This window comes from Citrobacter youngae, assembly GCF_003818115.1.
Classification (GTDB): Bacteria; Pseudomonadota; Gammaproteobacteria; order Enterobacterales; family Enterobacteriaceae; genus Citrobacter; species Citrobacter youngae.
Genome location: NZ_RPOI01000016.1, coordinates 352,803 through 369,230 on the forward strand (window position 1 = coordinate 352,803; position 16,428 = coordinate 369,230).

Here is a 16,428-nt window from a genome sequence, read left to right on the forward strand (position 1 = left end):
CCCCTTTCTCCGCGATTTTCATCCGTAATCTGATTGGCATTATTTACCTTCTGTTGCAAAGTTGTTGCTAATAGCAAAAAAGGAGGAAGTCCCGTGAATAAATCAATGTTGGCGGGTATAGGGATTGGCGTAGCTGCTGCGCTGGGTGTGGCAGCGGTGGCCAGTCTAAACGTTTTTGAGCGTGGCCCACAGTTTGCACAAGTCGTCTCTGCAACACCGATTAAAGAAACGGTAAAAACACCGCGCCAGGAATGTCGTAACGTAACGGTTACTCACCGTAAACCTGTACAGGATGAAAACCGTATTGCCGGTTCCGTGCTGGGTGCGGTTGCCGGGGGCGTAATTGGTCATCAGTTTGGTGGTGGCCGCGGCAAAGACATTGCGACCGTTGCTGGTGCGCTAGGTGGCGGTTATGCAGGTAACCAGATTCAGGGGTCAATGCAGGAAAACGATACGTACACAACCACACAACAACGTTGTAAAACAGTGTATGACAAATCAGAAAAAATGCTGGGCTACGACGTAACGTATAAAATTGGCGATCAGCAGGGCAAAATCCGCATGGATAAAGATCCCGGTACGCAAATTCCGCTGGATAACAACGGCCAGTTGGTTCTGAATAACAAGGCGTAAAATAGCGTTATCATGAATATTAGCCCCCCATCGCTCAGGCTGGGGGGCTTTTTTTATCAGAAGGTTAAGGCATAGTTCAAACCAAAGGTGCGACCCCGACCTTTGTATTCATACAAGGATGGACTGCCATAAGTCGGGCTGTAGAGTAACGGTGCACGCTGTCCCCATAGGGTGGTGTACTCTTCATTCAGCAGGTTCTCAACGCTAAAGGTCAGTTTACCCAGCGGGAGCTGATAGCTGCCGATAAAGTCCATCGTATTGTACCCATCCAGCTTGTTGCCACTGGCGTCGGTCAGATCAAATGTTTGCTGGCTCTGTACGCGCAATGTCCACGGTTCTGGTGCCCAGCCGACCCACGCGGTTGCTTTGGACGGTGAGGCCAGAGTCACATCCCATTTTTGCCATTTACCGTTCTGTTTCACTTCCGATTTAATGACATTGAAGTTGCCGCCCAAGCTCCAGTCCGTATCCGCAATGAAATAATCTACCGCGCCTTCAAGGCCATAAATGCGGCGATCGTCGGGTTGTACATTAATGGTCATATCGTTGCGGTTAACGACGATCGATTTATCAGACGTGGAATAGTAAGCGGCGAGCTGTGTACGCAGGTTATCGCCGGTGTAGCGCCACCCCAGTTCGTAAGAGTTAACTTTAATGCCTTCCAGACGTGAATCCGCTACGTTAACACTGCGCTGGAGCTGATAATGATCGCCAACCAGCGAGTAGGTACCGTTGCCGTAGTATTTTCCGGGGTCGGGAAGTTCCACACCTTGAGAGAAGTTGAACCAGGTCTGCTGGCGATCGGTCAGGTGTGCGAGGATGCCCGCGTTAAACAGGAAGTTATCATAGTCTGCTTTGCCACCCGGGATACTATCAGCAGAGTTCGCCAGACCCGTTGCGATGCCTTGTTGTTGCGTATAGCCGACAAAATCATCAACGCGGTTTTCAGTCCACTGGTAGCGGATACCGCCGCTGAGCGTAAAGATGTCATTAATGTCGTAGCTGTTTTGCAGGAAAGGCGCGAAGTTGGTGATGCTGTAACCGGGATAGCGCCCGGTGGTGTAGGCCGTTCGGTTATCCATACCGCCAGAGGGGAGGGAATAAGCCAGATCGAAGAATTCTTGATTGGAATCGAATGTTTCGTGATCGGCGTCGATACCCCATGTCAGTTCCCAGTTTTCCATCAGCTGGCTGTTGAGGGTGATTTTGGCACCAAACTGGTCAGTATCCTGCTGTGATGCGGAGAAACTGGTGACCTTACCTTTGCTCAGCGTAGGGAAGGGATAGAATTTAAGTGATTCGTCACGGTAATAGATCTGGCTGACCAGATTCTGGCCGAAGAAATTGGCATCGGAATATTGCAGACTGATCAGATGCCGTTCCGTGCCGGGGATACGGTCGGAATTGAGACCGCTGCTGGTATGAGCGTTGCCGGTTCCCGTCACGGCAGACATGTTCTTGCCGAGATCCAGTCCGTAGTCGTCATCTCCCTGGCTTTTGTAGTACTGCGTAACCAGCTGCAACTGGCGGTTGTCATCAAGCTCAATCGTCCCGGTACCCATCAGATCCAGGCGATCGGAATGCTGCAGACCGGTTTGGGTATTATCGAGCATTAAGGCGTCGTGGTTGGCATCATACCACCCCCCAAACCGTTGATAAGCGACAGACATGCGTCCGGATGCGCGGTCGGTTCCTCCGCTCACTGCGGCGGCAACACGCTCGTCATGATCGTTACTGTTGTTGAAACCGCTTTTGCTGCCCAGCTCGAGTTCAACTTCACGCTCAGGCTGACCTTTTTTGGTGACGATGTTGATCAAACCACCGGTACTTCCGCCGCCATACAGTGATGTTGCCCCAGAGATAACTTCAATGTGTGCAATATTAAACGGATCAATGGAGTCGAGCTGGCGGCTGTCGGTGCGGGAAGAGTTGAGACGAACACCGTCAATAAGCACAACGATGGCGCGACCACGCATGTTCATCCCGTAGTTGGTCCGTCCCTGGCTGCTAACGTCGATTCCGGGGATCAACTGAGCCAGAACATCTTTAAACTCTTTCCCCCCCTGAACCTGCTGTTCAATCTCTCTGCCTTCGATAACCCATGTCGTTTGCGCCATTTCTGCCACGGTGCGTTGGCTCCGGTTGGCGCTGACGATGAGATCTTCTTCTTCTGCCGCCATTGCCGGTAGGGTTAAAGACAGTAACAGAGGATTGAGCACCCAGAGATGCTTATTCATTTGTATTCCTTATAAAATTTGTTGGCCTGTTTTTATTTTTACGGCATGGAAACCGATCGTTACATTATGAAACGGGTATTAAAACAAATGCGAATATTGCTGATAATGATTGACATTATCAATGTATTTTACAAAATAAATGCATTAACCCAATGAAAACAATAAAGAATGTAGGGGTTAAGATGTGCCGTTTCCACCAGGAGCAGCGTAAGCTCCCGGTGATGACATTAAGACGTGGGTAGTGTGGGAATGGTTAATCTTTAATCAGTTCAGGCCACAATCGTAATGTGGTGTGCGCGATCTGCATCAGTTTTTCGAACGAGGCTCCTTCGCGGGCGCTGATCGACATACCCTGCAAAATACAGTTCAGATATTCAGCCAACTTTTGTACATCGCAGTGTGCCGGTATTTCACCCTTTTCCTGTCGTTGATGCAGAAACTGAGCCAGCGTCTGTTCCTGCATGGCGTGACGGGATTTAACCGTGTGCGCAATGTCCCGGGAGGAGGCGGCCAGCGTAGCGGATGTGTTAATCATGAAACATCCCGCAGGCGTGTCTTTACTGGTGAAGCAGGTCGCTATGGCGGTGAAATAGTCCTCAAGTGCAGATTCGAGGCTTTTTTCTTCACAAAACAGTTGGGCTTCGTGTTTTGCCGCGAAGCGACTGATATAGCGGTCCAGCACGGCACGAAACAGTCCTTCCTTATTGGTAAATTCTGCATACAGCGTAGGCGCTTTTGCCCCGGTTGCTTCTACGAGATCGGCGAGCGATGTCGCTTCATATCCGTGCTGCCAGAAGAGTGTCATGGCCTTATCAAGCGCGGCTTCCCTGTCGAACACTTTTGGTCGGCCACGGCTTTTTTTTGCACAACCTGTCGTTTCAGTTGTCATGGTGCCGTTGTACCTTGTTGGGTTTATTGAATAACCATTATAAAAATAATCGCGCAGACACTCCAGTGCATTCAAGATAAAAATAATTCAATGCTATTGATATGAAAAATAAGACCTTTGTACTTTAAATAACAATCGTTATAAAAAAATGTTGACGTGTGACCTGGATCACATCTATGATTTATCTATCGATCGTTAAGTTAATCGCTTACGGCACACATTCACCTGCTAAAGGTCACTATCATGAAAAACGTAAAAACTCTTTTTGTCGCTGCTGTCCTGAGCTCACTTTCATTTGCAAGCTTTGCCGCTGTTGAAGTTCAGGCTACACCTGCAGGCCAACAGAAAGTCGGTATTATCTCCGCCAACGCCGGGACTAATTTAGGTTCTCTGGAAGATCAACTGGCACAGAAAGCAGATGAAATGGGGGCGAAGTCATTCCGTATTACTTCTGTTACCGGTCCTAACACCCTTCACGGGACTGCAGTTATCTATAAATAAGTTGTAAGCCCTCGCAATGCCACTGCGAATTCAATAAAAAACCCCGCGGGAACAAACCGGCGGGGTTTTTTTATGGCCTGAATTTACAGCGTTTGTGCAGGAGCATCGTGATGGCGCGTCACGTCTACAGGCATGCCTGAACGTAGCTCCATTGCATGCTCCATCACCGCTGCGTCTGTTTGTGCCGCATTTTTAAAGTTCTGCATTGATGAATTCAACACGATTGGCAGTAACTGCGGGTCGTCATTAATCTTTTCTGACAGCGGTTGGTGTACTTCAACCAGGCGCATACCGTTAGGTTCAACGGAGGCTTTAATCGGCGTGTTGATGATGTTCACTTTGGTTCCCGGCGTAACCTGACGGAATAAGGTTTCAATATCACCGTCACGCAGGCGAATACACCCGGAACTAACACGCATACCGATGCCAAAATCCGCGTTGGTTCCATGCAGCAAATACACACCGCCGTAAGCCGCTAAGCGGATTGCATGATGGCCCATCGGGTTATCCGGCCCGGCAGGTACTACGGCAGGGAGGTCGATACCATTGGCTTTATACCGTGCGCGGATATTCGCTGTTGGTGTCCAGGTCGGGTTAGCACGCTTATCAGAGATGGTGGTGACCATTGTTGGCGTCAGGGTGTCGCCGCCTAACTGGCCAATGCCAATGGGATACACGGTCACCGATTTTGTCCCTGGCTGGTAATAGTAAAGACGCAGTTCGGCGAGGTTAATGACAATCCCTTCGCGTGGGGCATCCGGTAGCAGAGTTTGCAATGGGATGGTTAAAACACTGCCCGGGCGAGGTACGTATGGATCGACGCCGGGGTTAGCCTGCAGCAGCGCTAAAAAGCCGACGTTGTATTTTTTCGCAATGGCTTCCAGCGATCCGCCGTTGTTTTCGACAACGTGAGTGGCATTTTCGCCCACCAGTTTGCTGCCTGGCGGCGGGAGCGGCCAGGTATTCGCTTGAGCCGGGAGCGCTAATGCGACGGTCGCCGCGAGCGTAAAAAGCGTTAGCCAGCGAGAGAGTCGTTTATTGTTTAACATCACCTAAATCCATTGTTTTTACGTGGTTTTTATTATGTAAAAGTAAACAGGAATTATGGCGGTTTGCTGTGTCGGGAAGTGCAGGGAAGTGCAAAGAGTTTGTAAATTCATCGGCCGGGCAAGCACCGTGCTCACCCGGCCGGAACGCTATGCTATGGCGTTTTCTTCCAGTTGACGCATAAACTGACGTACCCAGTCGATACGGGTTTTACGCTCAGCTAAATCTTGCATGAACTTCAGCCTGGTTGGGCCATCCAGACGGAAGTGTTGCGGTTGCTTTTGCAGTAAGCCAATCAGCCACACCGGGTTGACGTGGTTCTTCTCGGCAAACTCAATCGTCCCGCCTTTTTCATTGCCTTCTAGCTTTCTGATACCCAGTTTTTGCGCTTGCTGGCGCAAACGGGCAATATCCAGCAACGTACGGGCCGGGTCAGGCAATAAACCAAAACGGTCTATCAGCTCGACCTTAATTTCTTCCAGCTCGTTTTCGCCTTTCGCACTGGCAATGCGCTTGTAGAACGACAGTCGCGTATTCACATCGGGGATGTAGTCATCTGGCAATAGTGACGGCATCCGCAACTCGACTTCAGTTTGCTGGTTGGTGAGATCTTCGAGTGACGGTTCGCGTCCCTCTTTTAGCGCGTCAACCGCGTTCTCCAGCAGTTCCATGTATAGTGAGAAGCCGATGGTTTCCATCGAACCGCTCTGATCTTCGCCCAGCAGTTCCCCCGCGCCGCGAATTTCGAGGTCGTGAGTGGCTAGCGCAAAACCTGCACCCAAATCTTCCAGTGATGCAATTGCCTCAAGGCGTTTTTGTGCATCGGTGGTCATCGCTTTTGGATGCGGCGTCAACAGCCAGGCATAGGCCTGATGGTGTGAGCGTCCCACGCGGCCGCGTAGCTGGTGCAATTGTGCCAACCCGAAATGGTCAGCGCGCTCGATAATAATGGTGTTAGCGGTTGGAATGTCGATCCCGGTTTCGATGATGGTGGTACACACCAGCACGTTGAAGCGCTGATGGTGGAAATCGTTCATCACGCGTTCCAGCTCGCGTTCGCGCATTTGCCCGTGTCCAATCCCGATTCGCGCTTCCGGTACCAGCTCTGCCAGCCTGTCAGCGGTTTTCTGGATGTTTTCAACATCGTTGAACAGATAGTAGACCTGCCCGCCGCGCAGCACTTCACGCAGGATAGCTTCGCGTACCACCAGGCTATCGTATTCGCGTACGAAGGTTTTGACCGCCAGACGACGAGCGGGCGGTGTGGCGATGATCGACAGATCGCGCATGCCGCTCATCGCCATATTGAGCGTACGCGGGATCGGGGTTGCGGTCAGCGTCAGAATATCGACATCGGCGCGCATTGCTTTAATACGCTCTTTGTGACGGACACCGAAGCGGTGCTCTTCATCGACAATCAGCAGACCCAAATCTTTGAGTTTCACATCGCTTTGCAGCAGTTTGTGCGTGCCGATGAGAATATCGATTTTACCTTCGGCAACCTGCTCCAGAATCTGCGCTTGCTCTTTGGCGCTACGAAAACGGGACAGCATCTCAATGCGCACGGGCCAGTTGGCAAAACGATCGCGGAAGTTGTCGAAGTGCTGCTGGGCGAGCAGGGTGGTCGGCACCAGCACGGCAACCTGCTTGTGATTCTCTACGGCGAGGAAGGCGGCGCGCATCGCCACTTCGGTTTTACCGAAGCCGACATCGCCACACACCAGGCGGTCCATGGCCAGCGGCTGACACATATCGCTGAGTACCGCGTTAATCGCCTGCGCCTGGTCAGGCGTGGTTTCAAACGGGAAGCTGTCGCAAAACAGCTGGTACTGCTCGCGGTCATGCTTAAAGGCAAAGCCTTCTTTCGCCGCACGCTGGGCGTAAATATCCAGCAACTCCGCCGCGACGTCACGTACCTTCTCGGCGGCTTTCTGCCGGGCGCGCGACCAGGCATCGCCGCCCAGTTTATGCAGCGGCGCATTCTCTTCTGCACCGCCCGCATAGCGACTGATCAGATGCAGTGACGACACCGGCACGTACAGTTTGGCGTCGTTGGCGTAGGTGAGCATCAGGTATTCGCCAGTAATGCCGCCCGCTTCCAGCGTGGTCATACCGGCATAGCGACCCACGCCGTGCTCAAGGTGCACGACGGGTTGCCCCGGATGCAGCTCCGCGAGGTTACGAATTAACGTATCCGGGTTGATGGTACGACGAGAATCCTGGCGGCGGCGCGCCACGCGTTCACCCAGCAGATCGCTTTCACAAATCAGCGCCAGATTGCGTTTGCTATTGATGAAGCCATGCTCGGCTGCACCAATCATCAAATAACGACCATTGTCTGCGGCTTCATCAAGACGCAATATCCGCTTCGGCGCAACTTTGATGCGAGCCAGAAGTTCGCCAAGCGCTTCCCGGCGACCTTCACTTTCCACTGAGAAAATTACCGGACCGGTAAAGCCCTCAAGGAATTTACGTAACGCATCTAACGGTGATTTTTGCTGCGCCTGCACGGCGATATCCGGCAGCTTCTGGAACCCGAGGTTAGTATTCGCAGCTTTGTTCGCCAGACTCTCGGTTTTTAGCTGAACGCGCGGCCAGCGTTTCAGTTCAGAAAACAGCTCATCCACCCGCAGCCACAGTGATTCAGGTGGCAGAAGCGGGCGCATCGGATCAACGCCGCGATTCTCAAAACGTGACAGGGTATCGGCCTGGAAGCGCTCAGCGCTGGTCTCGATATCACCGGTATTCACCAGCAGCGTATTGGCCGGGAAGTAGCTGAACAACGGCGGCAACGGCTCGCTGAAAAATAGCGGCTGCCAGTATTCAATACCCGCAGGTAACGTGCCTTTGCTGACCTGCTGATAAATATGTTCGGCGTCGCGTTTAACCTCAAAGGTATCGCGCCACTGACTACGGAATAGTTCGATGGCCGTTTTGTCAGTCGGGAATTCGTGCGCGGGAAGCAAATTAATGGCATCGACTTCTTCCAGCGTGCGCTGGGTGTCGGTATCAAACAGACGCAGGCTGTCGATTTCGTCATCAAAAAAATCAAGGCGATAAGGCAGTTCACTGCCCATTGGGAATAAGTCCAACAACGCACCGCGTGTAGCGTATTCACCGTGCTCCATAACCTGATCAACATGGCGATAACCGGCGCTGTCCAGTTGCTCACGCAGGGCATCACGCGACAGGCGCTGACCCTTTTTCATCACCAGTGCATGACCGTGTAGATAGCTGTGCGGGCAGACGCGCTGCATCAACGTGTTGACCGGTACGATCAGCACACCGCGTTGCATCGCAGGCAGTTGATACAACGTGGAGAGTCGCGAGGAGATAATTTCCTGATGTGGGGAAAAACTGTCATAGGGCAGTGTTTCCCAGTCAGCCAGATTCATCACCATCTGGTCGGTAAACTGACGAATTTCATCATGCAAACGCAGTGCATTTTGCATGTCCGGCGCGATCAGCACCACTGGCCCCGCGTGATGTTCAGCGATTTCGGCGACCAGCGTCGCGCAGGCGGCACCGGTAAGTTCACCCAACTGGCGCTGATCGCCAGCTTTTGCTGGAAGCGTGTAACGATGTTGTTCAGGCATTCGGTTGTCAGGATCTCGTTTGGATATACGTCTGATAAGCAATGTTTCTTTATTATCCGTGATCGTTTCTCATAAGCAAATTGATTCGCCCCCGAAGGGGGGCAAAAAGCGCGTAAGGTTTAGCGGGAAACGGTGGAGAAAGACGGCGGGGAGAAGAGCAGATCGGCAACGGTTTTTTGTGAAATTTTTCGTACCAATAGTCCGACCAGCGTACACAGCAGTAAGCAGGCAAACGGGTACACCAGTAGCAGGGCCAGCTCTGCATATGCAGGCCAGGCGGCATGATTGATTTTGGGGATTAGCGTTAAGCTGAACAGCTCAACCAGAATACGGTGGGTGGTGTAGATGGCGATGGTATTGGCGCCAATCACGCTTAACGGGCCGGACTCACGCATACCAAAGCGCAGCTCAAATTGATAAAACAGCTTCATGATCAGCACAATGGAAAGAAGAGAAAGTAATAGTGAAACATTTGCCAGCCATGCAACGGCGGCGACGATTGTACTAACCAGAAAAAGCACAGAATGGCGGCGCAGGGGAACCTCTTTGATCCATGCCATCAGCGTTGCACCAAACCACGCGCCGAGGCTGTAGTATGGCAGGTTACGAATGACGCTGTTCATTCCCCACCACGGCGTCGGGACATAATTGATCGCCACGCTCAACACGACAAATAACGCCAACAATGGCGCCGCCCAGCGGCTGAAAAGCTTACACAAAACAAAATAAACAATCAGTGCGTACAGATACCACAAGCTGGTGCTGGCGGTGAGCATCCCGTGGGTAAAATCACTGATCGAATCGGCATAGGCGGCGTTGGCGGTATGGTTCAGATCGCGCTGCGGGGCCAGCCAGTTATTGAGCGCGACTAACGCCAGCCATTGTACCACACCCCAAAGCACCAACACCCAGGCGATGCTCCAGATTCGTTTATCCAGGCAGGTGGTCCACGTGACGCTATCGATATAGCGACGGATCAGATACCCCGAAATAAAGAAAAACACCGGCATGCGAAACGGCGCAAGGTACAAGTTCAGGTAAATCCAGCATTTGCTCAGTATCTCTGAAAGCGGATGCTGAAAAGTAGTGAGGTGCGGGTAAAACGTGATTACCGAGTGATAAATTACCACCAGACAAATACATAACCCTTTGATCTGGTTAATCCATAGTTCTTTTTTAATCATCGAGACGGTGTATCCATATTGATTGCTATAGCCTGCCATCCTGCGCAACTCGCGGTGGGCTGTAATGCGTAACTGTCTGCATTTTGTTTTTTTAAGATAAAGATCAGGGATCTGGACTTAAGAAAAGAGGGACAACTTTAGCGGATTGATTTATTTATACTTTTAGGACAAGTGCTGACGAACACTTACGGTTCAGTCATTTACCCATTCCGCTTTCGCTTATATACTTGTGACTTTGCTAACAGCAACCAGACGGATTTCATGTACCAACCTGTCGCTCTATTCATTGGCCTGCGTTATATGCGTGGGCGTGCAGCAGATCGCTTCGGTCGCTTCGTTTCCTGGCTCTCCACCATTGGCATTACCCTCGGGGTAATGGCGCTGGTCACGGTGTTGTCGGTGATGAACGGTTTCGAGCGCGAGCTGCAAAACAATATCCTTGGCCTGATGCCTCAGGCCGTTCTCTCGTCTGAACAGGGTTCTCTGAACCCGCAGCAACTGCCGGAAAAAGCCGTGGTGTTGAACGGCGTCAACCGCGTCGCACCGATAACTACGGGGGATGTGGTGCTGCAAAGTGCGCGTAGCGTGGCGGTCGGCGTGATGCTGGGCATCGACCCGGCGCAAAAAGATCCTCTCACGCCGTATCTGGTCAATGTGAAGCAAACAGATCTGCAGCCGGGTAAGTATAATGTCATCCTCGGTGAGCAGCTTGCCGGGCAGTTGGGCGTCAATCGCGGCGATCAAATTCGCGTGATGGTGCCTTCTGCCAGTCAGTTTACCCCGATGGGACGCCTGCCGAGCCAGCGTCTGTTTACGGTGATTGGCACCTTCGCCGCCAACAGCGAAGTCGACGGCTACCAGATGCTGACCAACATTCAGGATGCTTCCCGCCTGATGCGCTATCCGGTGGGCAATATTACCGGCTGGCGTCTGTGGCTGAACGAACCGTTAAAAGTTGATACGCTGAGCCAGCAAACGCTGCCGCAGGGCACCAAATGGCAGGACTGGCGCGAGCGCAAAGGGGAACTGTTCCAGGCCGTGCGCATGGAGAAAAACATGATGGGGCTGCTGCTTAGCCTGATCGTGGCAGTTGCGGCTTTTAATATTATTACCTCGTTGGGTCTGATGGTAATGGAGAAGCAAGGGGAAGTGGCGATTCTACAAACGCAGGGGCTAACGCCGCGGCAAATCATGATGGTGTTTATGGTTCAGGGGGCCAGTGCCGGAATTATCGGCGCGCTGCTGGGCGCGGTGCTGGGCGCATTGCTTGCCAGCCAACTGAACAACCTGATGCCGATTATCGGCGTGCTGCTGGACGGTGCCGCGTTGCCGGTTGCTATTGAGCCGCTGCAGGTGATCGTCATTGCGCTGGTGGCGATGGCCATCGCGCTGCTGTCTACGCTTTATCCTTCCTGGCGCGCTGCCGCCACTCAACCCGCTGAGGCTTTACGTTATGAATAAGATCCTGTTGCAATGCGACAACCTGTGCAAACGCTATCAGGAAGGCACGGTGCAGACTGATGTTCTGCACGATGTCAGTTTTTGCGTCGGCGAGGGTGAGATGATGGCGATTGTCGGCAGCTCAGGCTCCGGCAAAAGTACACTGCTTCATCTGCTCGGCGGGCTGGATACACCGACTTCCGGTGACGTCATTTTTAGCGGTCAGCCAATGAGCAAGCTCTCGTCGGCGGCGAAAGCGGAACTGCGCAATCAGAAGCTGGGTTTTATTTACCAGTTCCACCATTTGTTGCCAGACTTTACCGCGCTGGAAAACGTGGCGATGCCGCTACTGATTGGCAAGAAGAAGCCGGCTGAAATTACCGAGCGCGCACGTGACATGCTGAAAGCCGTAGGGCTGGATCACCGTGCCAGCCACCGTCCGTCCGAACTTTCAGGCGGCGAGCGTCAACGTGTGGCGATTGCCCGTGCGCTGGTGAATAACCCGCGCCTGGTACTGGCAGACGAGCCAACGGGTAACCTTGATGCGCGAAACGCGGACAGCATTTTCGAACTGCTGGGTGAGCTGAACCGCTCTCAGGGCACGGCATTTCTGGTGGTGACGCACGATCTACAACTGGCGAAGCGCATGAGCCGCCAGCTTGAAATGCGCGATGGTCGCCTGACGGCTGAACTGAGCCTGATGGGGGCCGAGTAATGGCATCGCCTTTATCATTATTGATCGGTCTGCGCTTTAGCCGCGGTCGGCGGCGCGGTGGCATGGTGTCGCTGATTTCCGTGATTTCTACCGTCGGTATTGCGTTGGGCGTGGCGGTGTTGATCGTCGGTCTAAGCGCCATGAACGGATTTGAGCGAGAGTTGAACAACCGTATTCTGGCCGTGGTTCCGCACGGTGAGATTGAAGCGGTAAATCAGCCGTGGAACAACTGGCAGGAAGCACTCGACAAAGTACAAAAAGTGCCGGGTATTGTCGCTGCGGCGCCTTATATCAATTTCACCGGACTGGTAGAGAGCGGGGCGAACTTGCGCGCGGTGCAGGTGAAGGGCGTTGACCCGAAACAGGAACAGCGTTTAAGCGCGCTGCCTTCCTTCGTGCAAAACCACGCCTGGGATAATTTTAAAGCCGGTGAGCAACAAATCATCATTGGTAAGGGTATTGCCGATGCGCTGAAGGTGAAGCAGGGCGACTGGGTGTCGATTATGATCCCTAACGCCAGCGCGGATCATAAGTTACAGCAGCCTAAACGCGTGCGTTTGCACGTGACGGGAATTTTGCAACTGAGCGGTCAGCTCGATCACAGCTTTGCCATGATCCCAATGGAAGATGCGCAGCAATATCTGGATATGGGAACCAGCGTTTCCGGGATTGCCCTGAAAGTTAACGACGTGTTTAACGCCAATAAGCTGGTGCGGGACGCGGGCGAAGTGACCAATAACTATGTTTATATTAAGAGTTGGATCGGTACTTACGGCTATATGTATCGCGATATCCAGATGATCCGCGCCATTATGTATCTGGCGATGGTGCTGGTGATTGGCGTAGCCTGCTTTAATATCGTTTCCACGTTAGTGATGGCGGTAAAAGACAAAAGCGGCGATATTGCGGTATTAAGAACGCTGGGGGCGAAAGACGGACTGATCCGCGCCATCTTCGTCTGGTATGGACTGCTGGCGGGTCTGTTCGGTAGCCTGATAGGTGTGGTTATTGGTGTTGTTGTTTCTCTACAGCTCACACCGATCATCAATGGTATTGAGGCGCTTATCGGCCATCAGTTCCTCTCCGGCGATATCTATTTCATTGACTTCCTGCCATCGGAATTACACTGGCTGGATGTGATTTACGTGCTGGTGACAGCATTAGTGCTGAGTCTTTTGGCGAGTTGGTATCCGGCGCGTCGCGCCAGCAATATTGATCCTGCGAGAGTACTTAGCGGCCAATAACAATATATACACTAAAGCATTCATGCTGCATCAAGGAGCGGTGATGTATTACGGATTTGACATCGGTGGGACTAAAATTGCGTTAGGCGTATTCGATAATCAACGTCGTTTGCAATGGGAAACGCGCGTCCCTACGCCGCGTGACAGTTATGACGCTTTCCTTGATGCGGTGTGCAATTTGGTGCAGGAAGCAGACCAGCGGTTTGGCATTAAAGGTTCGGTTGGCATCGGCATTCCTGGTATGCCGGAAACGGAGGACGGTACGCTGTATGCAGCCAACGTTCCTGCTGCCAGTGGCAAACCGCTGCGGGCCGATCTCAGCGCACGACTGGATCGTGATGTGCGTCTGGATAATGACGCCAACTGTTTTGCACTCTCCGAAGCCTGGGACGATGAGTTCACCCAGTATCCGTTAGTGATGGGCTTAATCCTCGGCACCGGTGTCGGTGGTGGCCTGGTGCTTAACGGAAAGTCTATCACTGGACGTAGCTATATTACCGGCGAGTTCGGTCATATCCGTTTGCCTGTTGATGCGTTGACGTTGATGGGATTTGATTTCCCGCTGCGTCGTTGCGGATGTGGTCAACTGGGGTGCATCGAAAGTTATCTTTCCGGTGGCGGATTTGCGTGGTTGTACCAGCATTACTACCATCAACCTCTGGATGCCCGTGAAATTATCACCCTCTGGGAGCAAGGCGATGAGCACGCGCATGCGCATGTAGAGCGTTATCTGGATTTGCTGGCCGTTTGCCTGGGGAATATCCTGACTATCGTCGATCCAGATTTAGTGGTGATTGGCGGTGGCTTGTCGAACTTTACCGCTATTACGACGCAACTGGCGGGCAGGCTGCCACGTCATTTGCTGCCCGTTGCCCGTGTGCCGCGTATTGAGCAGGCACGACACGGTGATGCGGGTGGGATGCGCGGAGCCGCTTTCCTACATCTTACCGATTAATACAAAGAGGTTGTTATGCTGTCGCGTCGGGGTCATCGATTAAGCCGTTTTCGTAAAAATAAACGCCATTTGCGCGATCGCCTGCGTCAACGGATCTTTTTCAGAGACAGAGTGGTGCCTGAACTGGTGGAAAAACCAAGGGTGTTAGTCCTGACTGGCGCGGGAATTTCCGCTGAATCAGGGATTCGTACCTTCCGTGCTGCGGATGGTCTTTGGGAAGAACATCGGGTTGAGGATGTGGCAACGCCGGAAGGATTTAGCCGTAATCCTGGACTGGTTCAGTCGTTTTATAACGCCCGTCGTCACCAGTTGCAACAGCCCGAAATTCAGCCAAACGCGGCGCATATTGCGTTGGCAAAACTCGAAGCCGAGCTGGGTGATCGCTTTCTACTGGTAACGCAAAATATTGATAATCTGCACGAACGTGCGGGAAGTCAGAACGTTATCCACATGCACGGCGAGCTTCTTAAGGTTCGCTGTTCGCAAAGCGGGCAGATTTTAGACTGGACAGGGGATGTCACGCCAGAAGACAAATGCCATTGCTGCCAGTTCCCTGCGCCCCTGCGACCGCACGTTGTCTGGTTTGGCGAAATGCCGCTGGGGATGGATGAAATTTATATGGCGCTGGCGATGGCAGATGTTTTCATTGCCATTGGCACGTCAGGGCATGTTTATCCGGCTGCGGGTTTTGTCCACGAAGCGCGTCTGCATGGGGCGCATACGGTGGAGTTAAATCTGGAGCCAAGCCAGGTGGGTAGCGAGTTCGAAGAGAAGTATTACGGCCCGGCAAGCCAGGTGGTGCCCGAGTTTGTGGAGAAGTTATTGAAGGGATTGTGATCACGGATGGCGTAGGCCCGATAAGCGCAGCGCCATCGGGCAGTTATGATGCGCCGGATGCGACGCTGGCGCGTCTTATCCGGCCTACGAGGAGGGCAATTAGCGTCCTGCTTTCAGCTTCTGATAATACTCTTCATAGATGGCGCTGGCGGAACCAACATCGTTCTGCCATTCCCCTTTGTTGATGGTTTCTGCATCCGGGTACAGGGTTTTATCATTCGCGACTTCCGGACTTAGCAGCTTGCGTGCCGCCAGGTTTGGCGTTGGATAACCAATAGTTTCCGCCACTTCTTTCGCCACGTCCGGGCGTAGCAGGAAGTTAATCAGCTTCAGCGCACCTTCTTTGTTTTTAGCATTTGCCGGAATAGACAGGCTGTCCATCCAGAAAATCCCACCTTCTTTCGGCCAGACGACTTCCAGCGGTGTACCTGCCTGACGCGCAACATATGCGGAGCCGTTCCACACCATCCCCAGATTGACTTCACCTTCCATATACGGATTGGCCGGGTTGTCAGAGTTAAACGCCGCAACGTTAGGCATTAGCTTCTTCAGCTCGTTATACGCAGCTTCAATCTCTTTCGGGTCGGTGGTATTGCCGGAGTATCCCAGCTTGCGCAGCGCCATCTGGAACACTTCGCGGGCATCATCCGTTAACAGCAGGCTGCCCTTGTATTCCGGTTTCCACAGGTCAGCCCAACTGGTCACGGTTTTGGGATCAATGGCATCACTGTTAATACCAATGGCCGTTGCACCCCAGATATACGGGATTGAGTAGTCGTTGTTCGGGTCAAACGGCTTATTGAGCATTTCCGGATCGAGGTTGTGGAAGTTGGTTAACGTCGACTTGTCGATCTTCTGGATCATGCCTTCTTTACGCATTTTATCGACGTAATAGGTGGACGGAACCACCAGATCGTACGCACCGTCTTTATAGGTTTTGAGCTTGGCGTACATGGTTTCGTTCGACTCGTAGGTCGAATAGATTACCTTAATGCCGGTCTCTTTGGTGAACTGTTCCAGTAATCCTGGCGGAACGTATTCGGTCCAGTTGTAGAAATAAAGCGTGTTGTTGTCATTCGCGTGAGCGGCGCTCATGCCCAGTGCCAGAGCACCCGCCGCGAGCAGGTGGCGTGACCATTTTTTCATCATT

At 52.6% G+C, this 16,428-nt stretch carries 13 protein-coding genes; 7 read left to right on the plus strand and 6 right to left on the minus strand.

The genetic code is table 11. The annotated features are described in order from the left end of the window. Positions 1-93 precede the first annotated feature (93 nt). Entirely contained in the window at positions 94-633 is a 540-nt protein-coding gene (locus EHN13_RS14805; RefSeq protein WP_048211960.1) for a glycine zipper 2TM domain-containing protein, read from the plus strand. 56 nt (positions 634-689) lie between these two features. Here the strand turns inward: EHN13_RS14805 and EHN13_RS14810 are convergent, their stop codons facing one another. Together EHN13_RS14810 and comR are read right to left on the minus strand one after the other, a co-directional pair. Continuing rightward, complete coding sequence (locus EHN13_RS14810) at positions 690-2,870, minus strand: TonB-dependent siderophore receptor (RefSeq protein ID WP_124021657.1); 2,181 nt, start codon at positions 2,868-2,870, stop codon at positions 690-692. A gap of 253 nt (positions 2,871-3,123) precedes the next feature. Continuing rightward, positions 3,124-3,759 (minus strand): TetR family copper-responsive transcriptional repressor ComR, encoded by a 636-nt coding sequence (gene comR, locus EHN13_RS14815; RefSeq protein ID WP_061067735.1) that lies wholly within the window; start codon positions 3,757-3,759, stop codon positions 3,124-3,126. A 243-nt stretch (positions 3,760-4,002) separates the two neighbouring features. Here comR and bhsA point away from each other — a divergent pair, with 243 nt between their 5' ends. Beyond that, complete coding sequence (gene bhsA, locus EHN13_RS14820; protein ID WP_040231961.1) at positions 4,003-4,260, plus strand: multiple stress resistance protein BhsA; 258 nt, start codon at positions 4,003-4,005, stop codon at positions 4,258-4,260. An 83-nt stretch (positions 4,261-4,343) separates the two neighbouring features. Here bhsA and ldtC read toward each other — a convergent pair whose 3' ends face one another. From ldtC to EHN13_RS14835, 3 genes are all read right to left on the minus strand, one after another. Continuing rightward, entirely contained in the window at positions 4,344-5,309 is a 966-nt protein-coding gene (gene ldtC / locus EHN13_RS14825) for a L,D-transpeptidase LdtC (protein ID WP_061067736.1), read from the minus strand. A 147-nt stretch (positions 5,310-5,456) separates the two neighbouring features. Next, a complete protein-coding gene (gene mfd, locus EHN13_RS14830; protein ID WP_124021658.1) occupies positions 5,457-8,903 on the minus strand; it encodes a transcription-repair coupling factor in 3,447 nt (1,148 codons plus the stop codon). A 119-nt stretch (positions 8,904-9,022) separates the two neighbouring features. After that, positions 9,023-10,087, minus strand: coding sequence for an acyltransferase family protein (locus EHN13_RS14835; protein ID WP_101743170.1), 1,065 nt, complete (start codon positions 10,085-10,087; stop codon positions 9,023-9,025). Positions 10,088-10,348: 261 nt separating this feature from the next. Here EHN13_RS14835 and lolC point away from each other — a divergent pair, with 261 nt between their 5' ends. Genes lolC through cobB form a run of 5 tightly spaced genes read left to right on the plus strand, consistent with a single transcriptional unit; the run spans position 10,349 to position 15,278 of the window. Then, positions 10,349-11,548, plus strand: coding sequence for a lipoprotein-releasing ABC transporter permease subunit LolC (gene lolC, locus EHN13_RS14840; RefSeq protein WP_003030806.1), 1,200 nt, complete (start codon positions 10,349-10,351; stop codon positions 11,546-11,548). Then, entirely contained in the window at positions 11,541-12,242 is a 702-nt protein-coding gene (lolD, locus tag EHN13_RS14845; RefSeq protein ID WP_003832278.1) for a lipoprotein-releasing ABC transporter ATP-binding protein LolD, read from the plus strand. Before lolC ends, lolD begins: the two co-directional genes overlap by 8 nt. Then, positions 12,242-13,486 (plus strand): lipoprotein-releasing ABC transporter permease subunit LolE, encoded by a 1,245-nt coding sequence (lolE, locus tag EHN13_RS14850; protein ID WP_003030804.1) that lies wholly within the window; start codon positions 12,242-12,244, stop codon positions 13,484-13,486. The genes lolD and lolE overlap by 1 nt, the downstream gene beginning before the upstream one ends. A 43-nt stretch (positions 13,487-13,529) precedes the next feature. Continuing rightward, positions 13,530-14,441 (plus strand): N-acetylglucosamine kinase, encoded by a 912-nt coding sequence (gene nagK / locus EHN13_RS14855; protein ID WP_048211952.1) that lies wholly within the window; start codon positions 13,530-13,532, stop codon positions 14,439-14,441. A gap of 15 nt (positions 14,442-14,456) precedes the next feature. Further along, a complete protein-coding gene (gene cobB / locus EHN13_RS14860) occupies positions 14,457-15,278 on the plus strand; it encodes a Sir2 family NAD+-dependent deacetylase (RefSeq protein WP_040231971.1) in 822 nt (273 codons plus the stop codon). A 99-nt stretch (positions 15,279-15,377) separates the two neighbouring features. Here the strand turns inward: cobB and potD are convergent, their stop codons facing one another. After that, positions 15,378-16,424: a spermidine/putrescine ABC transporter substrate-binding protein PotD gene (potD, locus tag EHN13_RS14865; protein WP_029139492.1), complete on the minus strand. Its 1,047-nt coding sequence runs from the start codon at positions 16,422-16,424 to the stop codon at positions 15,378-15,380. Between the last annotated feature and the right edge of the window lie 4 nt (positions 16,425-16,428).